The organism is Pseudomonas sp. TWR2-1-1 (genome assembly GCF_049897045.1).
Classification (GTDB): Bacteria; Pseudomonadota; Gammaproteobacteria; order Pseudomonadales; family Pseudomonadaceae; genus Aquipseudomonas; species Aquipseudomonas versuta.
In genome coordinates, this window is the sequence record NZ_JAFCVM010000004.1 from 500,822 (window position 1) to 523,350 (window position 22,529).

The following is a 22,529-nucleotide window of genomic DNA, read 5'->3' on the forward strand; positions in this document are numbered from 1 at the left end:
AACCGGATCTACAGCTGAAACCCGGTTGAGACCATCGCTGGCAAGCCAGCTCCCGCAGTATCCAGGCGGTTTAGACCAAACTCGGGTCTATGACCACCACCAGCTTGCCCGATACTTGATTGCTGGCCAATTCGGCATAGGCCTCCTGAGCCTCTTCCATCGGGTAAGCCCTGGCCAATTGCGGGCTTAAGCGCCCCTCGTTGAACAGTGGCCATACCTGCTGGTTAAGATCGCTGAGCAAGTCGGCCTTGAACTGGTCGTTTCGAGTGCGCAGGGTCGAACCCAACAACTGGATGCGCTTGCCCAGAACCAGCGCCATATCCAGTTCAGCCTTGCGACCGCCCATCAAGCCGATCAGCACCCAACGCCCGTCCAGTGCCAGCAGCTTGAGGTTGGACTCGGCGTAGTTGGCACCCACCGGGTCCAGTACTACATCGAACGGCCCAAAGGGCTTCAACCCCTCCAGCCCCTCAGCCCGCAACACACCGCCCTGGGCACCAAGCTCCTGGCAGTAGGCCAATCGCTCGGCTGACCCTACGCTTACCCAACACGGACTGCCAAATGCCTTGCACAGCTGAATGGCGGCTGAACCAACACCACTGGCCCCGGCATGCAGCAATACTTTTTCCCCGGGTTTGAGACCCGCCAGCTGAAACAGGTTCAGCCATGCCGTGCTGTACACCTCGGGCAGAGCGGCCGCTTGTGCCAGTGACAGCCCTTCCGGTACCGGCAAGGCATGACGGGCATCTACCACTACCTCTTGCGCCATGCCACCGCCAGCCAACAGCGCGCAAACCCGGTCACCGACTTGCCACGAAGAGCCGGGGCCGACTTCACTGACTACGCCCGAACACTCAAGGCCCAGAAACTGACTGGCTCCAGGCGGCGGCGGATACATGCCCGCGCTTTGCAACAGGTCGGCCCGATTGAGGCCAGCCGCGGCTACGCGAATCCGAATTTGCCCTACATCACAGGTGGGGCTTGGCTCTTCAACCCACTTCACTTGACCTTCAACGCCTTGCAATGCTTTCACAGTGCCTCCATAGTGAGTCTGGACTGAGCCCGGCGCTGTTGCACCGGGCTTCTTGCATTATGCGGTCGGTCCTTAACGGAACCGGCGACTTCAAAGACGGCCTAATATGCGTTATCAATTGCCCCCGCGTCGAATCAGCATGAAGCATTTATTCCCTAGCACCGCACTTGCCCTATTCATTGGCCTGGGCGTATTGCCGTTTTCGGCCAATACGTTCGCCGCTAACAGTTGGGATAACCTTCAGCCCGATCGTGATGAGGTAATTGCCAGTCTTAACATCGTTGAGCTGCTCAAACGCCATCACTACAGCAAGCCGCCACTGGATGATGCGCGTTCAGCCATCATCTATGACAGCTATTTGAAGCTGCTCGACCCTTCACGCAGTTACTTCCTGGCCGGCGACATTGCCGAATTCGACAAATGGAAATTCCAGTTTGACGACTTCCTTAAAAGCGGCGATCTGAACCCCGGTTTCACCATCTACAAGCGCTACCTGGATCGTGTTAAATCGCGACTGGATTTCGCCCTTGCCGAGCTGAACAAAGGGGTTGACTCGTTTGACTTCAACGCCAAGGAAACCTTGCAGATCGACCGCAAGGACGCTCCATGGCTCAAGAGCGAAGCCGAACTCAATGACCTGTGGCGCAAACGCATCAAGGACGAAGTCCTGCGCCTGAAAATCGCCGGCAAAGAGCCTGCGAAAATTCAGGAACTGCTGACCAAGCGCTACAAAAACCAGCTCGCGCGTCTTGATCAGACCCGCAGCGAAGACATCTTCCAGGCCTACATCAACACCTTCGCCATGTCTTACGATCCGCACACCAACTATCTGTCACCGGATAACGCGGAAAACTTCGACATCAACATGAGCCTATCGCTGGAAGGCATTGGCGCCGTGTTGCAGAGCGATAACGACCAGGTGAAAATCGTGCGCCTGGTGCCGGCCGGCCCTGCCGACAAGACCAAACAGGTGGCTCCGGCCGACAAGATCATCGGTGTTGCCCAAGGCGATAAAGAGATGGTCGATGTCATCGGCTGGCGTCTGGACGAAGTGGTCAAGCTGATCCGTGGTCCTAAAGGCTCCGTAGTCCGCCTGGAAGTGATTCCGGCGAGCAACGCGCCAAACGACCAGACCAGCAAAATTGTTTCCATTACCCGCGAAGCGGTGAAGCTTGAAGAACAGGCGGCGAAAAAGTCGATCCTGAACCTCAAGCAGGATGGCAAGAACTACAAGCTGGGCGTTATTGAAATCCCGGCCTTCTACCTGGATTTCAAAGCGTTCCGCGCTGGCGATCCGAACTACAAGAGCACTACCCGCGACGTTAAAAAACTGCTGACCGAGTTGCAGAAAGAAAAAGTCGATGGCGTGATCATCGATCTGCGCAACAACGGCGGCGGTTCGTTGCAGGAAGCCACCGAGCTGACCAGTCTGTTCATCGACAAAGGGCCAACGGTGCTGGTGCGTAACGCTGACGGTAAAGTCGACGTGCTTGAAGACGAAAACCCGGGCGCGTTCTACAAAGGCCCGATGGCGTTGCTGGTCAATCGCTTGTCGGCTTCGGCCTCGGAGATTTTCGCCGGTGCCATGCAGGACTACCATCGTGCGCTGATTGTCGGCGGCCAGACGTTCGGCAAAGGGACGGTGCAAACCATCCAGCCGCTGAACCATGGCGAGCTGAAACTGACACTGGCCAAGTTCTACCGGGTTTCCGGCCAGAGCACCCAGCATCAGGGCGTACTGCCTGACGTTGCCTTCCCGTCGATAATCGACACCAAGGAAATTGGCGAAAGCGCACTGCCTGAAGCCATGCCGTGGGACACCATCCGCCCTGCGATCAAGCCTGCCGTTGACCCGTTCAAGCCCTACATTGATCAGCTTAAAGCCGAGCATGATGCGCGGGTGGCTAAAGATGCCGAGTTCATCTTTATTCGCGACAAGCTGGCCCTGGCCGATAAATTGATGGCCGAGAAAACCGTCAGCCTCAACGAAGCAGAGCGTCGCGCCCAACATGCCGACATCGATGCCAAACAGCTGGTGATGGAAAATGCCCGCCGCCAGGCCAAAGGTGAAGCACCGCTCAAAGAAATGAAGAAAGAAGACGAAGATGCATTGCCGGTTGAACCTGAAAAGACCAAACCGGAAGACGACGCCTACCTGAGCGAGACCGGGCGCGTTTTGCTGGACTACCTCAAGCTCAGCTCACAGGTAGCCAAGAAATAAAACCTGCCAAACACCTGTAGGAACAAGCTTGCTCGCGAGCTGTTGGATGCGGCAATGAAAAGCTCGCTCCTACAGGGTAGGGACAACGATGTTAAAAAGGGCGGGCCGCATAACACGGCCCGCCCTTTTTATTGGCAAAAATATAACTCTAAGACTGGTAGTGGCTGGCCAATTGCGGATCAGGCAACAAGCCAGGTCCGCCCTGCTGATACAACTCGGCCAGCTTGAGTGTGGCCAGTGGATGACCGGCCTTGGCTGCCATCACCCACCAGCGCGCAGCCTCTGCTGCATCCGGGGTTTTGAGGGACGTACCTGCCAGGCTGAAAACCCCCAACTGGTACGCCGCCTTGGCGTCGCCGCCCAGAGCCGCCAGGCGCAACAAACGCACACCTTCCTCACGAGCACCCAGACCTTGACCGCGAAAGGCCAGGATGTGCCCATAGAAGCTTTGGGCACGGGTATCACCCAGGTTGGCCATGCGTGAAAACTGCCCTTCCATCCAGCCCCAAATGCGCGGCTGACGCATACACCAGGACTGGTGGAACAACTTGCGCGCCACTAAGTAGCCCAGACGCGCTTTAAGCCGCCCGGGCATTCAAGCCTCCTCATGCTCATAAGAATACTCAAACACCCGAACCACTTCAGAGGCGTGCCACGATGCTGCAGCAACACCATCAGGCGGGCCGGGAAAGCGACCCAGCCTTTCCACGCATTCAAAAAAGCCGGTGCGTGGCAAGCGACTCGCTCCCTGGCTGATTACCAGCGAACTGCGTAACGGTTGGTCGGCCCTGGCATCCATTGCCGCCAGATGCTCAAGGGCCGCGGTCAGTGTCTGCATCGCCGGGCTAGGTAACTGCAAACGCTCTAGCAACGCACGGTATGTCAGCAAGTGTCGTTGTTGACGCGCTTTATCAAGCTCAGCCAGTAACCCATCCCAGTGTTGACGACTGATGCGTACATTCATGATGTTTCCCTCCAGCCCGGGACACCCAGCTCCCAGGCCAAGCTGCGACGAATGGCGAGATCGGGTTGACGCTCACCGGTTTCAATCATTCCCAGATATGAAGGGCTAATGCCTACAGTACGTGCCAGCACTTCAAGGGGCAGCCCCTTGCTCTCGCGCAGACCACGCAGCTGATCGAGCCCGGGCAACACCTGCTTTGGCTCAGGTGGCTGTGGTGCGGCCTCAGGTGTTTGCAATGCTGCAGGGGGGACCGCCTGATCATTGAGACCTGCGGCTTTGAGCAGCGTCTGATAGTTTTCCCATGACAGGACTGCGTATTCAGGTTCGCCATTTCGCTTGATTACTTGAACATCCATTTTCCAAACCCCGTCAGACTTTTACATAAATCGAGTCGGAACTTTCCTAAGAAGCTTAATCCTAACAGCCGCCAAGGTCTCTCGGGTTTTTGATCTGGAGAGCCAATTTCATGCAGAACCGGCAAAACCGGGCGATGTCCGGCAAATGTTATCCACACAAATTGTGGATAACCTTGTGAACAGAGCTGATTTTCATCGCTGAAAGCCCCGTTCTATAAGGGCTGCGCTCAGATCGGGCATTTTTTACACACATAAAAAAACCCATAAATTCATTGACTTGGCAGTCAGCAACTATTAGCCAGTGAGCGTCTGGGGCAATTTGTCGCGTACCAATCAGGGCCCGATAGACCGCAAACGGTACTGCAGAAACAACAACGCCCCGTCGAGACGGGGCGTTGTGTGGGCAAGCTGCAGATTACTTGGCTGCGTCTTGCTCAGCTTTTGTAGGGTCTTTGATACCCAGCAGTTCCAGATCGAATACCAGCACCGAGTTGGCCGGGATCGCCGGGCTTGGGCTTTGCGCGCCGTAAGCCAGCTCGCTAGGGATGTAGAGCTTGTACTTCTCGCCCACATGCATCAATTGCAGACCTTCAACCCAACCCGGAATCACGCCGCTGACTGGCAGATCGATCGGGCTGCCGCGCTCAACCGAGCTGTCGAAAACCTTGCCATCAATCAGCTTGCCTTCGTAGTGGACAGTTACCACGTCGGTAGCTTTAGGTTGTGGGCCATCGGCCTTTTTGATCACTTCGTACTGCAGGCCCGAAGCGGTAGTAACAACACCGGCTTTCTTGCCATTTTCTTCGAGGAATTTTTTGCCTGCTGTAGAGGCTTCTTCGCTCATTTTGGTCAGGCGTTCTTCAGAACGCTTTTGCAGCGCTGCGAACGCTTCGATCAGCTCGTCATCCTTGAGCTTTTGCTCTTTCTTGCCAACGGCGTCTTCAATACCCAGGGCGACAGCCTTGGAATCCAGATCGTCCATGCCTTCTTGAGCCAGGCTTTTGCCCATGTTCAGGCCAATGCCGTAAGAGGCTTTTTGCGCCGGGGTTTTCAGCTCTACGCTGGTCTGCGAATCACAACCCGCCAGTACCAGGCTTACCAGGGCCACAGCTGCCGCCAACCTATGCTGTTTCATGCTATTTCCTTGTTCATGCGCCAAATGGGCAATCGAATAAAGCCGCGAGCTTATCAGGCGGCCGCGACCAATGGCTACCGGCATGAGAGGGCCTAATCGTGGATAAGTTCACGGCTGAAGGTCACTCTCATCACAATTCATATTTACCGCTTCTTTTGCCTGCACATCAGAGATCCTGCCAAACCGCGCTCTGATCATAGGCACTGAATCACATGACTGCTTGCTGCAAAACGGCAGCTAGGGCATAAGACTGTGAAAAAATTTACAAGGAGCGTTACTGTGCGTTTGTTTTACCGTGTTCTGCTGGTGCTGTTCTTGGCGCTGGCTCTGGGTCTTGGCGTAGTCCTTTACTTCATCGCCAACCCGAAACTACCTGCCTACCAAGCCCCGCAGCAGTTGCATTTTATGGATCAGTGGAGCCCGGCTGATCGTCAAACCTATTACTACACGCCTCAGGGCACGCAAGTTAAAGGCCTGCATTACGACTGGTTCAGCGCACTTGAGCTGCCCTTTTCCAGGCAACCGTTCGCCGCACCCGAGTACTTGGCGCGTTTCGGCTTCCTGGTCGATCCCGGGCAACAGGCCAGCGCCGCCAACCCGGGCAACCTGCCAGTAGGTTTCACCCGCCATCAAAACCCGGGCAGCAACGTGAATTATCTGGATATCACCTGCGCGGCCTGCCACACCGGTGAACTGCGCTTCAAAGGTCAGGCCCTGCGCATTGATGGCGCGCCCGCACAACACGTATTGCCCTCAAGCGTACCGACTTTGCAGGGTGGCAGTTTCGGTCAGGCGCTGGTTGCCAGCCTGGCTGCGACCTACTACAACCCATGGAAATTTGAGCGTTTCGCCCGCAGGGTTCTGGGCGACCAGTACGAGGCGCAGCACAAACAGCTGCGCAAAGACTTCAAGGTGTCGCTGGATAACTTCCTGGCGGTGGCCTGGAATGACACCCATCGCGGGCTCTATCCAACCCTCGAAGGCCCGGGGCGCACCGATGCCTTCGGCCGGATCGCCAATGCCAGCTTCGGCGATGCCATTACCCCCGACAACTACCGGGTTGCCAACGCTCCGGTGGACTACCCGCACCTGTGGGACATGTGGACGTTCGACTGGGTACAGTGGAACGGCTCGGCCAAGCAACCGATGGCACGTAATATCGGCGAAGCACTGGGGGTGGGCGCGACCCTGAACTTCTTCGACAACCATGGCCAGCCCCTGCAGGGCGATGCGCGTTATCCATCGAGTGTCAGGGTTCAGGACCTGCATCTGATCGAACAAACCCTGCAAAAGCTCAAGCCCCCGGCTTGGCCCGAAGAGTTGTTTGGCAAGGTTGATCGCCCGTTGGCGGCCAAAGGGCGCGCGCTGTTCGCTGAAAATTGCTCCGGGTGCCATGTCCCTCCTCTGGTTGAAGAGAATGGCCGAAGGGTCAAGCAACTGAAAATGCTGCCCGTTGAAGTAATCGGCACCGATCCCAATACCGCCAACAACATTGCCGACAATCGCTACGACCTGAGCGCCCTGCAATGGGACCCGGCCGAGTTGGCCAGGATGAATGTGGACCTGTACCCCAAGAGCGACACGCCGCTGGACATGAGCAAAATGTCAGTGGCAAAAGGGTTGGCTTACGTCACGGCCTTTGTTGAAAAGCATGCTTATCACGAGGCCGGGGTCAGCCCTGAGGAACAGGACCGCCTCAATGGCTTTGGCCTGCCGATTGGCGTGATGGAACTGCGCGCCTACAAGGCGCGGCCGCTGGACGGGATCTGGGCTACGGCACCGTATCTGCACAATGGCTCGGTACCCACGGTGTATCAGTTGCTTTCACCACAATCAGAGCGCGACGAAACCTTCTATCGCGGCAGTTTCGAGTACGACCCTCGCCACCTTGGCTACCGCACAGAAGCATTTGACGGCGGGTTTGTGCTCGACACGCGCATCAGCGGCAACCACAACAGTGGTCACGAGTTCCGCGCCGGCCCCCGTGGTAACGGGGTGATTGGCCGTCTACTGCAACCGCAAGAACGCTGGGCATTGCTGGAGTACTTGAAAGTCCTCGGCAGCCCGCTCGAACAACAGTTGCCCAACGAATGACGGGCCTTCAACGCACCCCGGACTTAACTAAAAGGATGTTTGCATGCTGACCACATTCTGGCTGCGACTCGGCTCCTGGCTGGGCAAGCTGCTGCTGATTGTAATAACGCTGGGATTGCTCGGCTGGGCACTGGCCAGCGGCTGGTTCGCCTGGCAGCACCGTGGTCCGGTAGCGGCTCAGGAGCAGATCCCGGCGGGTGAAGCCGCGATGACTCAGGACACGATCCAGACTGCGATCAAAATTGTCGATCAGCACCGCGAAAACACACGGTATTTGCGCGATGCCCACGCCAAGGCCCATGGCTGCGTCAAGGCGCAAGTGCAGGTACTGGATGATCTGGACCCGGCATTGCGCCAAGGGGTATTCGCCACCCCGGGTCATACCTGGCAAGCGGTCATGCGCCTGTCCAATGGCAACGCCTACCCGCAATTCGACAGTATCCGCGATGCGCGGGGCATGGCCCTCAAGCTGCAGGACGTACCGGGGACTCAGCTATTACCAAGCCAGCAAGGCCGTGGCGAACAAGACTTTGTGATGTTTAACCATCCCAACTTCTTCGTCAGCGATGTCGCCGAGTATCGTCAAAACATTGCCGCCCAGGCGGATGGAAAAAAGGTTCTGGCGTTCTTCCCTTCATGGGACCCGCGCAGTTGGCAGGTCCGTCATCTGTTTATCGCGTTGGCTACGCTGGCGCCTGCGCCGGTCAGCCCCGCGCAAACCACCTACTTTTCGGTCTCGCCCTACAAGTTCGGCAGTGCAAATGCCAAATACCGCGTAGCCCCTGATCCTGACAGCTGCCCGGCCTATACCCTGGCAGAACAAAATCAGGCGCTGCCCAACTTTTTGCGCAATGCACTGAACCAGCAATTATCGACCGATCGGGTACCGGCGTGTTTCGTGCTGCAAATCCAGCGCCAGAATGCCAATCGTTTTATGCCAATCGAAGACACCAGCATTCAATGGCAAGAGTCAGATGCACCTTTCGAGACTGTGGCCAGGGTCAAGGTGCCTGCGCAGGACTTCGATACACCGGCTCAGAACCTTGCCTGTGACAATCTGTCTTTCAGCCCCTGGCATGGCATCGAAGAACATCGGCCGATTGGTGGCATCAACCGCCTGCGCAAGGCGGTGTATGACGCAGTGAGCCAATACCGGCACACCCGTAACGCCGAACAATAACCTCAGGATGCAACCGCGGCCGGGGGCTTCCACAAGCCCTGGGCCAGCGACTGATAACGGCCTCAGTGAACCGGCAGTTCAACGCCTTCAAACAAATCTTCGAGTTCTTGTTTGTTGTGGCACTGGATGGCCTTGGCCATTACTTCGCGGGTCAGGTGCGGCGCGAACTTTTCAATAAAGTCGCACATGAAGCCGCGCAGGAACGTGCCCCGACGGAAGCCGATCTTGGTGATACTGGACTCAAAAAGTTCGCTGGCATCCAGCACGACCAGATCCTTGTCGAGGTTGGTGTCCACGGCCATTTTGGCCACGATGCCAACGCCCAGCCCCAGGCGCACATAGGTTTTGATCACGTCAGCGTCAGCTGCGGTAAACACCACTTTGGGAGTCAAGCCGCGATGACTGAACGCTTCATCGAGTTTGGAGCGGCCGGTGAAGCCAAATACGTAGGTCACGATCGGATACTCGGCCAACGCCTCCAGAGTCAGCTTCGGCAGCTTGGCCAGCGGGTGACCCTGGGGCACGACCACGCAGCGATTCCAGCGATAGCAAGGCATCATCACCAGATCGCCGAACAGTTCCAGTGCCTCGGTGGCAATTGCAAAATCGACGGTACCATCGGCGGCCATTTCGGCAATTTGCATTGGCGACCCCTGATGCATGTGCAACGCAACATCCGGGTACTGCTTGATGAAATTGCTGATTACCGGCGGCAATGCATAGCGCGCCTGGGTGTGGGTTGTGGCAATCGACAGGGTGCCTTTTTTCTCGTTGGAAAATTCCTGGGCGATTTGCTTGATGCTTTCGACCTTGCGCAGAATCTCGCCAGCGGTAGTGATGATGCGTTCACCTGCGGGCGTTACACGGGTCAAATGTTTGCCGCTACGGGCAAACACCTCGACACCCAATTCATCTTCAAGCAAGCGGATCTGTTTGCTGATACCCGGCTGTGAGGTGTAAAGGCTCTGCGCGGTAGCCGAAACGTTGAGGTCGTGGTGCGCCACTTCCCAGATGTAGCGCAATTGTTGAAGCTTCATATGCATCCCTCAAAGCAGATAGGCGCCAGGGTATCGGCGGCGATATATAACTATATGGAAGGTAAGAACAATAAATCTAGAACTTTTTTATCATTTTTGCCGCTCTACACCTTCATCCGTCTGCGCGACGGCGACGCTGCAATAGCGGTACCAGGTACACAGGCACCTGCGCCAACTCGATAACCCGGGCGGCCGTGCGCCCTAACCGGGTACCCCCCCCCACTGGCTGGCTATGGCCTCCTAAAATCAGCAGGTCGACGGCAAGCTTTAGCGACTGCTCCAGAATGACCTGTGAAGGCTCTCCCTGGATAACCTTGACCGAGCGAATCAAAGCCAGATCTTGCTGTCTCTCGGCAAACTCCTCGCGAAGACTGTCAAGTACACGTTGCTCGATATTGGACAGCATGGTGCTGATACCTTGCTGCTGCAGTTCGTTCAGAGCCCGCTCATCGAGATAGCTTTGCAATACCGACTCGGCAAACAGGCCCATGGGCTCAACTACATGCACAACATACAAGTCGGCGCGGAAGCTCAGGGCCATACCCAATGCATGCTGCATTACAACCGGAGCGTAAATTCCGAGGTCTGTGGCATACAGTATCGAGCGAATCATGCGACCTCCCCGACTGCCTGAATGGCCGAGATGGATTCAGCTTAGCAGCGCCCTGACAAGTACGATGACCCGTACGATGACTTACACATAGTGCTTAATCGGACGTGAGGTCCCTGGTCTCATTGCTTATGCCATGAGGTACATGACCGGTGGCGACAACTTGACGCGCCCTCTCACAATGGCCGGCCTGATCATCAAAAAACACATCGGCCGCAAAGGCTTCAAGAAATGCTGATTTATCCAGCCCACCGAGAAACAGGGATTCGTCCAGACGAATATCCCAGTCGCGCAACGTGCGGATCACCCGTTCATGGGCAGGCGCCGATCGCGCCGTCACCAGTGCGGTACGAATCGGGCACGTGTCGTCAGCAAACTCTCTCTGTAACAGGTTGAGGGCCTCCAGAAAGCCCTTGAACGGGCCGCCCCGCAACGGACTACGGGCTGATTCACGCTCCAGGGATTGAAATGCCTCAAGACCGCCTGCCTGGAAAACACGCTCGGACTCATCCGAAAACAGCACCGCGTCACCGTCGAACGCGATACGCAACTCGTTGCTTTCGGCACGCCGCGCACCACCGGAGAGAATCGTCGCCGCCGCAAAACCGGCGTCCAGCGCGCTACGCACGTCTTGTGCATGGGTCGACAAAAACAGATCGCAGCCAAATGCACTGAGATACGCGTGGGGATTGCGGCCACCCGAAAATGCCGCCCGGGAGATGCCCAGGCCGTAGTGCTGGATAGAATTGAACACCCGCAACCCGGTATCCGCACTGTTACGCGACACCAGCACCACCTCGACCCGCTCATGGCCGAGGCTGGCATTGAAACTGAGCAGTTTTTTTACCAGCGCAAATGCATCCCCGGGCGCCAGCACCTCATCTTCATGTTCGATCTGGTACTGGCGGTAAGCCTCGATTCCTTGTGTCAGATACACCTGATGGCTGATGCTCAAATCGAATAATGCCCGGGAAGAAATGGCCAGCACCAGCTTGCCCTTTAAGCCTTTGCTCATGTCGCCTCCGCAGGTTCAATCCGGCTTTCAATACCGATTCAAGGTAGTTCGTCAGGCTCAAGCAGCAAAGCCAGGCGAATGTGGTGCGCCAGCTCACCCTCGCTCAAACGTGATTTCAATTCACCGTAAAACGCTCCGTTATGCACAACGAACAGGCTTGGCAGATGAAAAATCTCATAGCGCTCGACCAGACCACCGTTATCACCTGCGTCGATCCAGCACAGTTGATCGATGGGTAACTGCATATGAGGCAACATTTTGCGCGCCGTGCGGCACGCCGCGCATCCGGCGCTGGTAAACACCACCAGCGAGGTACCGGGCAAGGCCAGCAGACGCTGATCCGCATCAAAATCAGTCAGATCCATTTCACTCACTATACTCAGGAAAACAATATCAAAGTGCTGGCACTTGGAGTGTGTGTACATGGGTCGTTTCTTACCTCACCCAGATGATGTTCCTGTTGAGATAACACCCCGCAAACAACCTTCTCTTTCACGCCAGAAGCTGCACTCTATCAGCCTCGGCGGCGTGTCATGCAATAGCGATAGAGGCTGGCGAAGCGGTACGGCTGTAGACATGTGCATGCCGACCCTGGGGGAGAACGCACGCTATCCAGGGTACATAGCCTGGTGCAAGAAACAGCCCGAGGGCTACAGGGTCGGGGTCGCGTTCACTGATGATCAGACTCTGTTTGGCGCGCGAATGGGCGAACAGGTATGTCAGATCGAGCACTACTGCCGCCTCCAGCACCAACAGGCCCTGCCCCCGGCAAATATTGAAACTCTGGCTCTGGAGTGGGTCAATCGTCACGCCGTGGAGTTCTCTCAGGCCACACTTGACCGTGCCCTGGCCCATACAGCACAGGATTAAAGCTGCGCCTGCCCATTGTCGAATAAGCGGATAACGCGTTAAGGTTCGGCTCCCCGGTGCGCTCAATCATGCTGTGCTCCGCCGCTCGGGGATCGCTGGCGGCCGGCACCCGTGACCTGACGAGTAACACGATGGCTGATTTACCGATTGACGACCTAAACGTTGCCTCCAACGAAACCCTTATCACCCCGGAGCAGCTCAAGCGCGAGATGCCTTTGCGTGCAGCGGCACTGCAGACCGTGACCAAAGGGCGTGAGGTAATTCGCAATATCCTGGATGGCAAAGACCATCGACTGTTCGTTGTCATCGGGCCTTGCTCGATTCACGATATCAAGGCTGCCCACGAGTACGCCGAGCGCCTCAAGGTGCTCGCCGCAGAAGTCAGCGACACGCTGTATCTGGTGATGCGCGTCTATTTCGAAAAACCACGGACAACGGTCGGCTGGAAAGGCCTGATCAACGACCCGTACCTGGATGACTCGTTCAAGATCGAAGACGGCCTGCATATCGGTCGCAAACTGCTGCTGGACCTGGCCGAAATGGGCCTGCCAACTGCAACTGAAGCCCTTGATCCGATTTCTCCGCAGTACCTGCAGGACCTCATCAGCTGGTCGGCCATTGGTGCGCGTACCACCGAATCGCAGACTCACCGCGAAATGGCTTCCGGCCTGTCCTCGGCTGTAGGCTTCAAAAACGGTACTGACGGCGGCCTGACCGTTGCAATCAACGCCCTGCAGTCGGTTTCCAGCCCGCATCGCTTCCTGGGTATCAACCAGGAAGGTGGCGTGTCGATCGTCACCACCAAGGGCAACGCTTACGGGCACGTGGTATTGCGCGGCGGCAACGGCAAGCCGAACTATGACTCGGTCAGCGTCGCTCTGTGCGAGCAAGCGCTGAACAAGGCAAAAATCAGCCCCAACATCATGGTCGATTGCAGCCACGCCAACTCCAACAAGGACCCGGCCCTGCAACCGCTGGTGATGGAAAACGTGGCCAACCAGATCGTCGAAGGCAACCAGTCGATTATCGGCCTGATGGTCGAGAGCAATCTGAACTGGGGCTGCCAGGCGATTCCCAAGAACCTTGAAGACTTGCAGTACGGTGTCTCCATCACTGATGCCTGCATCGACTGGGCCAGCACTGAAACCACCTTGCGCAGCATGCACGCCAAGCTCAAGGATGTATTGCCAAAACGTACCCGCGGCTAATCGTCAACATCCCTTGCCGGAGCTCACCTGCTCCAGCAAGGGATAGACGCGAAATACCGGCATTCGGGCTGCAGATATCTGCTCTCTCTCCCGCGAGCCACCAACCACCGCTCAAAAATCGTAGCTATGGGGCTTGCGGCCATACCCCGTTTATTTCCGAATGCTTGAATGCCATGGTGCGTTTATCGACAGGAGAGAAGCATGAGCACAGGTTTCCCGTCACACCGCAACTTTACCCGCCAGCGTGAACAGTTTTTGGCCGCAGCCACTGCGGCAAACGCGCGTCTTTACCACTACCCACACCCTCTCTGCGGTCCATTTGGCGAAGCACTGAGCACCGATGTCGCCCTGATCGGCAACCCCCAGGCAAAGCGCGTATTGATCGCGCTGAGCGGCACTCATGGTGTGGAAGGCTTTTATGGCTCTGACTGCCAACGCCAGTGGCTGCAGACATTCAACCCGCAAACCCTGCCTGACGACGTTGCGGTGTTGATGATTCACCTGATCAACCCGTGGGGCACTGCCTGGATACGTCGGGTCAACGAGGACAATATCGACCTCAATCGTAATTACCTGGACTTCAGTCAGGCACTGCCGGACAACCAGGCTTACGATGCGCTGCATGCCATCTACACCTGCGATCAATTACGCGGCCCGCACCGCGATCAGGCCGATGCCCTGCTCAATGAGCGAGTTCAGAGCGAGGGTTGGCCGGCAGTCATGTCAATTGTCGAGGCAGGCCAGTATCACCATCCCGACGGACTGTTTTATGGCGGTAACAGGGCCTGCTGGTCGAACCGCACCCTGCACCGGATTCTGCAGGAGCACCTTGGCGCTGCCAGCGTTGCAATGTGCTTCGACCTGCATACCGGCGCGGGCGATTATGGCCATCCAATGCTCTGACTATTACTCAGGCCGCCTACCCGGCCCTTGCAGATGCACAACAGCTGTTTGGCCCCTGGTTGTTCACCCTGATCACCGGGGCCAATAGCCACAGCGATACAGGGGTTGCCGCAACTGCCACCGGATACGCCTCTCAAGCGATCATTGATGCCCTGCCCCACGTACGCCTCATGCCATTTGTAATCGAGTGCGGCACCTATCCCGGCGAGCAGATTCACAACGTTCTGCGCGATGACCAGTGGCTGCATCTGTACGGCAACCTGGACAGCCCGCAGGCGCACCGGATCAAGGAGCAATTGCTCGAACAGTTTTTTCCGGCCGACAGCGACTGGCAAGAGCTGGTGTGGGTGCGCACGCGACAGATATGGGATCGGGCGCTGGTGGCCTTGATCAAGATGCAGGGCTGAAGAGCGTCACCTGGCGCTACGGGCGGGGCTGGAGGCGGCAGGGGGTTGATCAGGATTTTAAAGCACACGCAAAAACGCCGGGGCATGCCCGGCGTTTATGTGTCTCTGGTTTCAGGTTTTCGCCTGGACGCGCTTGTGGCGTTCCATATAACGCTCTACATAAGAGCAAGAAGGAATCACTTCGTATCCCATCTTTTCGGCGTAATCGAGCGCCTGTTCCGTCAATGCTGCCGCAATTCCCCGACCACGCAAGGCATTGGGTACAAAGGTGCGGTAGATATCCAGAGTCTGCTTGCCCAGATCCATGTAGGTCAGGTAAGCACGATGACCGTCGACAGTGGTCTCAAACTGGTGACCTGCCTGGTCATGGTGGATAGACAGCGCCTCGCTCATCATTGCTCCTTAGCGGGTCTCGAACCGTGACCTCTACATTACTGTTGTTTTTGTGTGGAGGGAACCACTTCGCCATCAGGGACGCGCTATCAACTCCCACGGGGGACAGCGCGATAACTTGCCAGCACCCTTATGATTTTTCTGAAAGTTAAGCCTATGACGTACTACCTAACTTAAAGTCACGCCATTGCGCTTGGAGCTTGCCCTGCCCCAAGTGCTCTAAGCTGGCTGTTTTTTAAGCACAATCAGTTAAAGCTAGTCCATCAGCATTGATTCCCAAATATTTTTTTTGGTTCTTGCGCTAGGTCAGTTTACTTACTACAAGTAATGGGTAGTATGTACGCCGGCTGTTTCCTCACTTTGAAGGAGCAGCTTCAAATAGAAAGTCCTTGAAGGGGAACACGATGAACAACGTTCTGAAATTCTCTGCTCTGGCATTGGCCGCAGTTCTGGCTACCGGTTGCAGCAGCGTATCTAAAGAAACTGAAGCCCGCCTGACTGCAACTGAAGATGCAGCAGCTCGCTCCCAGGCTCGTGCTGACGAAGCATACCGTAAAGCTGACGAAGCTCTGGCTGCTGCTCAAAAAGCACAGCAGACTGCTGATGAAGCTAACGAACGCGCTCTGCGCATGCTTGAAAAAGCAAGCCGCAAGTAATAATCCTTCGGGATTATTATCAAGCCGACCCTTTTTTCGGGTCGGCTTTTTATTGCCTGCAACTTAAGCGGGCAATAAAAAACCGCCACGGCATTAACAGTGGCGGTTTTTTTACGTGGGTTTACTGCACGTAATCGAGCGACTGACCAACAGGCTCAACTGAGTTGGCAACGCCTATTTCTTCCGGGATTCCGGTCTCGGCCCCCACGACAGGAAATGCCTTGTCCTTGTCGATCTGGATGCTGTTCTCCAGATCTTTGTGCTTAAGCAGAAAGTTGATAAACGCAGCGTACTTGTTCTGCAAGTCTTCCGGCGTCAAATGCGACTTGTCACTGACGGCCAACAAAGAACCATCCTTCACATTCAAGGGCTCATGAACCTCAAGGTAGACCTTGCCGTCGCTCAAACCCAGCTTGTAGGGTTCGTTGATGATTCTTACCGGCGTGCCTACCGGCACCATTTGCGCCATTTCCAGCACGTTCTTGTTAAGCATGCGGAAACAGCCATGGCTGGTTCCTGTACCGATGCCAAACTTCGCGTTCGAACCGTGTATCAGGTAACCCGGCATGCCAAGCGTGAACTTGAAGGGGCCCAACGGGTTATCCGGGCCGGCCGGCACCACATTGGGCAGCGGGTCACCATTCTTGGCGTGCTCGGCCTTGATCGAAGCCGGCGGAGTCCAGGTCGGGTTAGGCGTCTTGGCCGTGACCTTGGTGAGCCCCAAAGGTGAGCCCCACCCTTCACGACCAATCCCCAGCGGAAAGGTGAAAACCTTGTTCTGATCCTTGGGGAAGTAGTACAGGCGGTATTCGGCCAGGTTGATCACGATCCCTTCACGTTTGCCCGGCGGCAAGATGAACTGGGTCGGCAATATGATATCGGTGTCGACTACCGTGCCATCGGGATTCTTTTTGACCGGCAACCAGGCGTCCACCCCCGGGTTGGCTGCGATCATTTCCGAGTAGCCCAGTTCGTACTGGTTGCCCAGGTCAGCGAAGGAGTCTTCGTACTTGCCCTTGATCACCTGCACCTGCCCGACTACATCTTCGCCAGGCGGCGGCAGCGGAAATTCGAGCGCAGAAACGGGACCCGCAACACAGAGTGCGGCAACAGACAGGTAGCGGGTGACTGCAGGTAGGCGCGACAACATCCGGAACATCCTTCGCATAAACAACGGGGGATAAAAAAGGGAGTGTACACCGCGCCCACGTTGATCGTGAGCGGGCTGGGCGTAAGACAGGTTACATCATAGTTCAAAGCGTAACTCAGGCCAGATCGGCTCGGTGCCACGGCGTTGCGACTCGATAATTGCCCGACACAAGGGGCACAGTCGATGATCCTGGAAGACCTTGCGCGTGACATCAGACCAGCGCGGCTGCGCAGGCAGCAACGAGCCGCACAGCGTGCGGTCAATGGTGCCTCCCAGCTCGAGTTGGCGCGTCACCAGATGCACCCGTACCTCCTGGCAGGCGAACAAATCGAGCTGCTCATCGGGCTCGATCAGTTGATAGGCATATAAAGACCAGGCAGGACGCGACATCAGGGGCTCCAAATCGGGGGGGCGCCACCTTAGCCGAAACACCGGCACTAGAAAAGCATCAAAGCAGCGGTTTTAGCGCTGGCCACACATTATCCAGCAAACGGCCCTGCGCTCCGACCGCCGGATGTATGCCATCGGCCTGCATCAGCTCAGGATGACCACCAATACCTTCAAGGAAAAAAGGCACCAGACTGACCTTTTTCTCCTGACCCAGTTCGCTGTAAACCGCGGCAAAAGCCGTCGTGTAGCGCGCACCATAATTGGGCGGTATCTGCATGCCTAACAGCAGCACCTTCGCCCCCGCCTCCAGGGACTGATCAATCATGCTGCCAAGATTTTGTTTCAATTGCGCCGGCAACTGACCGCGCAGGCCATCATTACCGCCCAACTCGACAATCACCACATCGGGTTTATGCTCTGCAAGCAGTGCAGGCAGCCGCGCCAGCCCTCCAGCACTGGTGTCACCGCTGACCGAGGCATTGATCACCTGGTCGTCGTAGCCTTGCTGCCGGAGCCGCTGCTCCAGCAACGACACCCACCCTAGACGGGTATCCAGGCCGAAAGCGGCGCTGATACTATCGCCAACAATCAAGATTGTTCCTGCCGCTGCATTCTGCGCCATACACATCAGGGCCAGAGCAGCACTTAAAAACCACACACGCATTGGATTCTCCATGGGCGAAAGTATTCTCACCGCGCAGAACCTTAGCAAAGTGGTTCCTAGCGCGGAAGGCGAGTTGACCATCCTGCACCCTTTGAGCCTTGAGCTGAACAAGGGCGACAGCCTGGCGATTGTTGGTGCATCCGGTTCCGGAAAATCCACTCTGCTGGGTTTGCTGGCCGGCCTCGATTTGCCAAGTCAGGGTGAAGTGATCCTCGCCGGACGTGCTCTGAGCAGTCTGGACGAAGATCAGCGCGCACGTGTCAGAGCTGAACACGTGGGGTTTGTGTTCCAGTCATTCCAGTTGCTCGACAGCCTCAACGCGCTGGAAAACGTCATGTTGCCGCTGGAGCTTGAAGGCCGCAAAGACGCTCGCGAACACGCTCGTCACCTGCTGGAACGGGTCGGCCTGGGGCAACGCCTGAGCCATTCGCCGCGCCAGCTTTCCGGTGGCGAACAACAACGGGTAGCGATTGCCCGGGCGTTTGCGGCCAATCCGGATGTACTGTTTGCCGATGAACCCACCGGCAATCTGGACAGTCACACCGGTGAGCGCATTACCGAATTGCTCTTTGAATTAAACAAGGAACGCGGCACTACGCTGGTGCTGGTGACCCACGACGAACGCCTGGCCCATCGTTGCCGGCGCCTGATCCGTCTTGAAGCCGGCCATTTGGTCGGCCCCCTGGAGCCTTGATGGCACGCTTGCCGCTGTTGCGCCTGTTCAGCCTCGCCGTGCGCCAGCTCCTGCGCGATGCCCGCGCCGGTGAGTTGCGTGTGCTGTTCTTTGCACTGCTGGTCGCCGTCGCGGCCAGTACGGCCATCGGTTACTTCGGTGCCCGCCTGAATGGCGCAATGTTGCTGCGCGCCACCGAATTCCTGGGTGCCGACCTGGTGCTGGATGGCAGCTCACCGGCACGTGAAGAACAAATCAAGGTCGGTAACGAGTTGGGCCTGCAACACGCCCGGGTCGTGGAGTTTTCCAGCGTCATCGCCACCGACAACGGCATTCAGCTGTCCAGTATCAAGGCGGCAGACAGCGCTTACCCCTTGCGTGGCGAGCTAAAAAGCGCAGCGCAACCCTATGCCGAGGAGCAACCCGGTGGTGGCCCCAAGCCAGGCGAGGCCTGGGTCGAAGCCAGACTGCTGACAGCGCTGGACTTGAAAGTCGGTGACGAAATCGATGTCGGCTCCAAAACCGTGCGTATCGCCCGTGTCCTGACCTACGAGCCCGACCGCGCTGGCAACTTCTACAGCCTCACCCCACGCGTACTCATCAACCTGGACGACCTCGCCGCCACCGGTATCGTGCAGCCCGGCAGCCGGGTCAGCTTTCGCGAACTGTGGCGCGGTGACGCACCGGCACTTGAGTCCTATCGCCTGGTGATCAAGCCCGGACTCGATGCCAACCAGCGCCTGCTGGACGGACGTGATGGCAACCAGCAGATTGGCGGCGCGCTTGGCAAGGCCGAACGTTACCTGAATATGGCCAGCCTGGTGGCGGTGCTGCTGTCAGGTGTCGCAGTGGCACTGTCTGCAACCCGCTTCGCCAATCGCCGTTTTGACGCCAGCGCCCTGCTGCGCTGCCTGGGCCTGTCCCGACGTGAAACCCTCTGGCTGTTTACCCTGCAGCTCGCAGTGCTGGGGCTGCTGGCCAGCCTCATGGGAGCCCTGCTCGGCTGGGTGGCCCAGCTGGGGCTGTTTGCGTTGCTGCATGATTTATTGCCCTCGGATGTGCCCGCCGGCGGTCTGATGCCGGCCATTGCCGGGATGGGTACCGGGCTGGTGGCACTGGCCGGCTTCGCCTTGCCGCCATTGGCCGCGCTGGGGCGCGTACCGCCGCTGCGCGTACTGCGCCGTGACATATTGCCGACCCCGGCCAGCACCTGGACAGTTTACGGCGCCGCGTTACTGGCACTGGGACTGATCATGTGGCGCATGAGCCTCGACCTGGTGCTCACTTTCGCCCTGCTTGGCGGCGGTATCATTGCCGCGCTGGTACTCGGCGGTCTTTTACTGCTGGGCCTGCAGAGCCTTCGCCGCCTGTTGGCCCGGGCTTCGCTGCCCTGGCGTCTGGGGCTTGGCCAGTTACTGCGCCATCCGTTGGCGGCGGCTGGCCAGGCACTGGCCTTTGGCCTGATTCTGCTGTCGATGGCCTTGATTGCCCTGCTGCGTGGCGAGCTGCTCGACACCTGGCAAAATCAGTTGCCCAAAGATGCGCCCAACTACTTCGCCCTGAATATCCTGCCGGCCGACAAAGAGGCTTTTGGCGCCCGCCTGCACGAGCTGCAAGCTCAGGCCGCGCCACTGTACCCGGTAGTCCCCGGACGCCTGATCAGTATCAATGGCGAACCTGTACAAGAGATCGTCAGCAAAGACTCGGCAGGCGACAAAGCAGTGCAGCGCGACCTTAGCCTGACCTGGGCCGCCGACCTGCCGGCCGGAAACAAACTGACGGCGGGCACATGGTGGACAGCCCAACCGGGCGACGACATACCCGGTGTGTCGGTTGAAACCAAAGTTGCCGAAAGCCTTAAACTCAAATTGGGCGATCACCTGATCTTCACCGTAGCCGGGGTCAATCGGGAGGCGCAGGTCACCAGTTTACGCAGCATCAACTGGGACAATTTCCAGCCCAACTTCTTCATGATCTTCCAGCCAGGCACCTTGCAGGACCTGCCCGCCACCTACCTCACCAGTTTTTACCTGGCCCCGGGCCATGACCAGCAGATCATCGATCTGTCGCGCAGCTTTCCGGCCGTGACCATTCTGCCTATCGAAGCTCTGCTGGCGCAGCTGCGCAGCATCCTTGCACAAGTCACCATTGCCGTTGAATACGTGCTGCTGTTTGTCCTGGCCGCAGGCATGGCGGTGCTGTTTTCCGGCTTGCAATCGACCCTGGACGAACGCATCCGTCAAGGTGCCTTGCTTCGGGCACTGGGCGCCGAGCGGCGACTGTTGATCAAGACCCGGCGTATAGAGTTCGGCCTGCTGGGAGCTACCAGCGGCTTACTGGCAGCCCTGGGCACCGAACTGGTGAGTCTGGTGCTGTATCGATTTGCCTTCGACTTGCCATGGCACCCGCACCCGTGGTTGCTGGTTCTGCCCGTACTGGGTGCAGTGATGGTCGGCGGTGCAGGTGTGTTTGGCACCCGCAGGGCGCTCAATGCCAGCCCGCTAACCGTGTTGCGCGAGGGCTGATAGACTCGCGCTTTTCATATGCCAATGGATGCCCATGAGCCGCTATCGCCCTCCCCGCCCTGCCGGCACCGCGCTGATCACCCCCGAAGGTGAAGCGCGGATGCGTGCCGAGCTGCACGAGTTGTGGCACGTGCGCAGACCGCAAGTGACACAGTCGGTCAGTGAGGCTGCGGCCCAGGGCGACCGCTCGGAAAATGCCGAATACACCTATGGCAAAAAAATGCTGCGCGAGATCGACAGTCGCGTGCGTTTTCTGACCAAGCGTCTGGAAAGCCTCAAGGTCGTCAGCGAAAAGCCCAGCGACCCGAACAAGGTCTACTTCGGGGCATGGGTCACAATTGAAGATGAAGACGCCAAACAGTCGCGCTACCGCATCGTCGGTCCCGACGAACTGGACCTTAAACAAGGCCTGATCAGCATCGACTCGCCCCTGGCCCGGGCGCTGATTGGAAAATCACTGGATGCCGAAGTACAGGTTCAGACACCCACTGGAGAGCAATGGGTGTACATCGTAGCGATTGAGTATCCCTAGTTTCAGCGCAGGGTGATCAGGCCCTGACGCGAAACACGTGTCAGGTTACGGATCACCACTTCGGCGTTTTCGGCACTGGGGGATTGAATCACCGCCAGATCAAAGCTGTTGCTGGCAAAGCGGGCCAGGTTGTCGCCCTCTTCAACAAACTGAATCAGAAATGCCGAAGCACGACCTTTGCGACGCGGCCAGCCGTCCAGATAACGCAACAGCGTAGGCTGATGTTTACCGCCAAGAAGGATTTTTGGATTGCGCAGGTTCAAGTTGGCCGTGATCGGCTCGAGACGCACAAGGGGACGTGTTTGACTCATGTTTCGGTTCTCCGCCTCAAGGTTCTGCGTGGCAGGTGAGAGGCAACACCGAACCAGCGCTTTAGCGGTATTTCGAGGCCTGCTTCAAGCCTCTTAGAGGGTCTTTGAACCCTCTGGCGCCCCGCAAGTAGCTGTTTAAATCGGCGCAAGAAAACATCCTAGATAAACCTGCTTACAACTGTCAACAATCGCGTACAACGAA

The 22,529-nt window shown here is 57.4% G+C and carries 23 protein-coding genes and 1 pseudogene; 10 read left to right on the forward strand and 14 right to left on the reverse strand.

Annotated features, from left to right (window positions below; translation table 11 throughout):
• Positions 1-70 precede the first annotated feature (70 nt).
• A complete protein-coding gene (locus ACP7BO_RS13420) occupies positions 71-1,033 on the reverse strand; it encodes an NAD(P)H-quinone oxidoreductase (protein WP_397456146.1) in 963 nt (320 codons plus the stop codon).
• Positions 1,034-1,172: 139 nt separating this feature from the next.
• Between ACP7BO_RS13420 and ACP7BO_RS13425 the strand changes: the two genes are divergently transcribed.
• Complete coding sequence (locus ACP7BO_RS13425; RefSeq protein ID WP_426210862.1) at positions 1,173-3,254, forward strand: carboxy terminal-processing peptidase; 2,082 nt, start codon at positions 1,173-1,175, stop codon at positions 3,252-3,254.
• 148 nt (positions 3,255-3,402) lie between these two features.
• On the opposite strand, the gene ACP7BO_RS13430 is transcribed toward ACP7BO_RS13425, so the two are convergent.
• The 4 genes from ACP7BO_RS13430 to ACP7BO_RS13445 form a co-directional block, all read right to left on the reverse strand.
• Positions 3,403-3,849 carry a tetratricopeptide repeat protein gene (locus ACP7BO_RS13430; RefSeq protein ID WP_426210864.1) on the reverse strand — a complete coding sequence of 149 codons (447 nt, stop codon included), beginning with the start codon at positions 3,847-3,849 and terminating at the stop codon, positions 3,403-3,405.
• Entirely contained in the window at positions 3,850-4,218 is a 369-nt protein-coding gene (locus tag ACP7BO_RS13435; RefSeq protein WP_060691308.1) for a hypothetical protein, read from the reverse strand. It lies immediately after the preceding gene.
• Positions 4,215-4,574, reverse strand: coding sequence for a multiprotein-bridging factor 1 family protein (locus ACP7BO_RS13440; protein ID WP_397456144.1), 360 nt, complete (start codon positions 4,572-4,574; stop codon positions 4,215-4,217). The genes ACP7BO_RS13435 and ACP7BO_RS13440 overlap by 4 nt, the downstream gene beginning before the upstream one ends.
• A gap of 415 nt (positions 4,575-4,989) precedes the next feature.
• Entirely contained in the window at positions 4,990-5,709 is a 720-nt protein-coding gene (locus tag ACP7BO_RS13445) for an FKBP-type peptidyl-prolyl cis-trans isomerase (protein WP_426210866.1), read from the reverse strand.
• A 279-nt stretch (positions 5,710-5,988) separates the two neighbouring features.
• On the opposite strand from ACP7BO_RS13445, the gene ACP7BO_RS13450 reads away from it, so the two are divergent.
• Entirely contained in the window at positions 5,989-7,803 is a 1,815-nt protein-coding gene (locus tag ACP7BO_RS13450; protein ID WP_426210868.1) for a di-heme-cytochrome C peroxidase, read from the forward strand.
• A 43-nt stretch (positions 7,804-7,846) separates the two neighbouring features.
• Positions 7,847-8,983 (forward strand): catalase family protein, encoded by a 1,137-nt coding sequence (locus ACP7BO_RS13455; RefSeq protein ID WP_426210870.1) that lies wholly within the window; start codon positions 7,847-7,849, stop codon positions 8,981-8,983.
• A gap of 62 nt (positions 8,984-9,045) precedes the next feature.
• On the opposite strand, the gene cysB is transcribed toward ACP7BO_RS13455, so the two are convergent.
• The 4 genes from cysB to ACP7BO_RS13475 form a co-directional block, all read right to left on the reverse strand.
• Positions 9,046-10,020 carry an HTH-type transcriptional regulator CysB gene (gene cysB, locus ACP7BO_RS13460; protein WP_060691303.1) on the reverse strand — a complete coding sequence of 325 codons (975 nt, stop codon included), beginning with the start codon at positions 10,018-10,020 and terminating at the stop codon, positions 9,046-9,048.
• Between the two features lie 112 nt (positions 10,021-10,132).
• Positions 10,133-10,633, reverse strand: a complete 501-nt coding sequence (locus ACP7BO_RS13465; protein ID WP_426210873.1) for a universal stress protein — start codon at positions 10,631-10,633, stop codon at positions 10,133-10,135.
• A 94-nt stretch (positions 10,634-10,727) separates the two neighbouring features.
• Positions 10,728-11,645 carry a 5'-nucleotidase gene (locus ACP7BO_RS13470; RefSeq protein ID WP_397456140.1) on the reverse strand — a complete coding sequence of 306 codons (918 nt, stop codon included), beginning with the start codon at positions 11,643-11,645 and terminating at the stop codon, positions 10,728-10,730.
• A gap of 38 nt (positions 11,646-11,683) precedes the next feature.
• Positions 11,684-12,070, reverse strand: a complete 387-nt coding sequence (locus ACP7BO_RS13475) for a thioredoxin family protein (protein WP_060691300.1) — start codon at positions 12,068-12,070, stop codon at positions 11,684-11,686.
• Between ACP7BO_RS13475 and ACP7BO_RS13480 the strand changes: the two genes are divergently transcribed.
• From ACP7BO_RS13480 to ACP7BO_RS13490, 3 genes and pseudogenes are all read left to right on the forward strand, one after another.
• Positions 12,069-12,515 (forward strand): PilZ domain-containing protein, encoded by a 447-nt coding sequence (locus ACP7BO_RS13480; RefSeq protein ID WP_397456138.1) that lies wholly within the window; start codon positions 12,069-12,071, stop codon positions 12,513-12,515. The two genes, ACP7BO_RS13475 and ACP7BO_RS13480, sit on opposite strands and share 2 nt — an antisense overlap.
• 131 nt (positions 12,516-12,646) lie before the next feature.
• Positions 12,647-13,723 (forward strand): 3-deoxy-7-phosphoheptulonate synthase, encoded by a 1,077-nt coding sequence (locus ACP7BO_RS13485; protein WP_060696869.1) that lies wholly within the window; start codon positions 12,647-12,649, stop codon positions 13,721-13,723.
• A 201-nt stretch (positions 13,724-13,924) separates the two neighbouring features.
• Positions 13,925-15,033: pseudogene (locus ACP7BO_RS13490) on the forward strand (DUF2817 domain-containing protein).
• A gap of 111 nt (positions 15,034-15,144) precedes the next feature.
• Here the strand turns inward: ACP7BO_RS13490 and ACP7BO_RS13495 are convergent.
• Positions 15,145-15,426, reverse strand: coding sequence for a GNAT family N-acetyltransferase (locus ACP7BO_RS13495; protein ID WP_060691297.1), 282 nt, complete (start codon positions 15,424-15,426; stop codon positions 15,145-15,147).
• Positions 15,427-15,830: 404 nt separating this feature from the next.
• Here ACP7BO_RS13495 and oprI point away from each other — a divergent pair, with 404 nt between their 5' ends.
• Positions 15,831-16,082, forward strand: a complete 252-nt coding sequence (oprI, locus tag ACP7BO_RS13500) for an outer membrane lipoprotei OprI (RefSeq protein WP_003172710.1) — start codon at positions 15,831-15,833, stop codon at positions 16,080-16,082.
• A gap of 121 nt (positions 16,083-16,203) precedes the next feature.
• Here oprI and ACP7BO_RS13505 read toward each other — a convergent pair whose 3' ends face one another.
• The 3 genes from ACP7BO_RS13505 to ACP7BO_RS13515 all read right to left on the reverse strand — a co-directional run bounded on the left by ACP7BO_RS13505 (position 16,204) and on the right by ACP7BO_RS13515 (position 18,286).
• Positions 16,204-17,232 (reverse strand): L,D-transpeptidase family protein, encoded by a 1,029-nt coding sequence (locus ACP7BO_RS13505; RefSeq protein ID WP_426210876.1) that lies wholly within the window; start codon positions 17,230-17,232, stop codon positions 16,204-16,206.
• 96 nt (positions 17,233-17,328) lie between these two features.
• Positions 17,329-17,622 carry a hypothetical protein gene (locus ACP7BO_RS13510; protein WP_003446817.1) on the reverse strand — a complete coding sequence of 98 codons (294 nt, stop codon included), beginning with the start codon at positions 17,620-17,622 and terminating at the stop codon, positions 17,329-17,331.
• A 58-nt stretch (positions 17,623-17,680) separates the two neighbouring features.
• Positions 17,681-18,286, reverse strand: a complete 606-nt coding sequence (locus tag ACP7BO_RS13515) for an arylesterase (protein WP_060691295.1) — start codon at positions 18,284-18,286, stop codon at positions 17,681-17,683.
• Between the two features lie 10 nt (positions 18,287-18,296).
• On the opposite strand from ACP7BO_RS13515, the gene ACP7BO_RS13520 reads away from it, so the two are divergent.
• Genes ACP7BO_RS13520 through greB form a run of 3 tightly spaced genes read left to right on the forward strand, consistent with a single transcriptional unit; the run spans position 18,297 to position 22,016 of the window.
• On the forward strand, positions 18,297-18,980 hold the full coding sequence (locus tag ACP7BO_RS13520; RefSeq protein ID WP_060691294.1) for an ABC transporter ATP-binding protein: 684 nt from the start codon (positions 18,297-18,299) through the stop codon (positions 18,978-18,980).
• Positions 18,980-21,484: an ABC transporter permease gene (locus ACP7BO_RS13525; protein WP_426210879.1), complete on the forward strand. Its 2,505-nt coding sequence runs from the start codon at positions 18,980-18,982 to the stop codon at positions 21,482-21,484. Before ACP7BO_RS13520 ends, ACP7BO_RS13525 begins: the two co-directional genes overlap by 1 nt.
• A gap of 34 nt (positions 21,485-21,518) precedes the next feature.
• Entirely contained in the window at positions 21,519-22,016 is a 498-nt protein-coding gene (gene greB, locus ACP7BO_RS13530) for a transcription elongation factor GreB (protein ID WP_010656996.1), read from the forward strand.
• Positions 22,017-22,018: 2 nt separating this feature from the next.
• On the opposite strand, the gene ACP7BO_RS13535 is transcribed toward greB, so the two are convergent.
• Positions 22,019-22,327, reverse strand: coding sequence for a class I SAM-dependent methyltransferase (locus ACP7BO_RS13535; protein WP_397456131.1), 309 nt, complete (start codon positions 22,325-22,327; stop codon positions 22,019-22,021).
• Positions 22,328-22,529: the final 202 nt, after the last annotated feature.

What these genes read in the sequence shown, in the direction of transcription:
- ACP7BO_RS13425 (WP_426210862.1), top strand. Translation starts at nt 1,173, where the DNA reads ATGAAGCATTTATTCCCTAGCACCGCACTTGCCCTATTCATTGGCCTG.
- ACP7BO_RS13430 (WP_426210864.1), bottom strand. Translation starts at nt 3,849, where the DNA reads ATGCCCGGGCGGCTTAAAGCGCGTCTGGGCTACTTAGTGGCGCGCAAG.
- ACP7BO_RS13435 (WP_060691308.1), bottom strand. Translation starts at nt 4,218, where the DNA reads ATGAATGTACGCATCAGTCGTCAACACTGGGATGGGTTACTGGCTGAG.
- ACP7BO_RS13440 (WP_397456144.1), bottom strand. Translation starts at nt 4,574, where the DNA reads ATGGATGTTCAAGTAATCAAGCGAAATGGCGAACCTGAATACGCAGTC.
- ACP7BO_RS13445 (WP_426210866.1), bottom strand. Translation starts at nt 5,709, where the DNA reads ATGAAACAGCATAGGTTGGCGGCAGCTGTGGCCCTGGTAAGCCTGGTA.
- ACP7BO_RS13455 (WP_426210870.1), top strand. Translation starts at nt 7,847, where the DNA reads ATGCTGACCACATTCTGGCTGCGACTCGGCTCCTGGCTGGGCAAGCTG.
- cysB (WP_060691303.1), bottom strand. Translation starts at nt 10,020, where the DNA reads ATGAAGCTTCAACAATTGCGCTACATCTGGGAAGTGGCGCACCACGAC.
- ACP7BO_RS13465 (WP_426210873.1), bottom strand. Translation starts at nt 10,633, where the DNA reads ATGATTCGCTCGATACTGTATGCCACAGACCTCGGAATTTACGCTCCG.
- ACP7BO_RS13470 (WP_397456140.1), bottom strand. Translation starts at nt 11,645, where the DNA reads ATGAGCAAAGGCTTAAAGGGCAAGCTGGTGCTGGCCATTTCTTCCCGG.
- ACP7BO_RS13480 (WP_397456138.1), top strand. Translation starts at nt 12,069, where the DNA reads ATGGGTCGTTTCTTACCTCACCCAGATGATGTTCCTGTTGAGATAACA.
- ACP7BO_RS13475 (WP_060691300.1), bottom strand. Translation starts at nt 12,070, where the DNA reads ATGTACACACACTCCAAGTGCCAGCACTTTGATATTGTTTTCCTGAGT.
- ACP7BO_RS13485 (WP_060696869.1), top strand. Translation starts at nt 12,647, where the DNA reads ATGGCTGATTTACCGATTGACGACCTAAACGTTGCCTCCAACGAAACC.
- ACP7BO_RS13495 (WP_060691297.1), bottom strand. Translation starts at nt 15,426, where the DNA reads ATGAGCGAGGCGCTGTCTATCCACCATGACCAGGCAGGTCACCAGTTT.
- oprI (WP_003172710.1), top strand. Translation starts at nt 15,831, where the DNA reads ATGAACAACGTTCTGAAATTCTCTGCTCTGGCATTGGCCGCAGTTCTG.
- ACP7BO_RS13505 (WP_426210876.1), bottom strand. Translation starts at nt 17,232, where the DNA reads ATGTTGTCGCGCCTACCTGCAGTCACCCGCTACCTGTCTGTTGCCGCA.
- ACP7BO_RS13510 (WP_003446817.1), bottom strand. Translation starts at nt 17,622, where the DNA reads ATGTCGCGTCCTGCCTGGTCTTTATATGCCTATCAACTGATCGAGCCC.
- ACP7BO_RS13515 (WP_060691295.1), bottom strand. Translation starts at nt 18,286, where the DNA reads ATGCGTGTGTGGTTTTTAAGTGCTGCTCTGGCCCTGATGTGTATGGCG.
- ACP7BO_RS13520 (WP_060691294.1), top strand. Translation starts at nt 18,297, where the DNA reads ATGGGCGAAAGTATTCTCACCGCGCAGAACCTTAGCAAAGTGGTTCCT.
- ACP7BO_RS13525 (WP_426210879.1), top strand. Translation starts at nt 18,980, where the DNA reads ATGGCACGCTTGCCGCTGTTGCGCCTGTTCAGCCTCGCCGTGCGCCAG.
- greB (WP_010656996.1), top strand. Translation starts at nt 21,519, where the DNA reads ATGAGCCGCTATCGCCCTCCCCGCCCTGCCGGCACCGCGCTGATCACC.
- ACP7BO_RS13535 (WP_397456131.1), bottom strand. Translation starts at nt 22,327, where the DNA reads ATGAGTCAAACACGTCCCCTTGTGCGTCTCGAGCCGATCACGGCCAAC.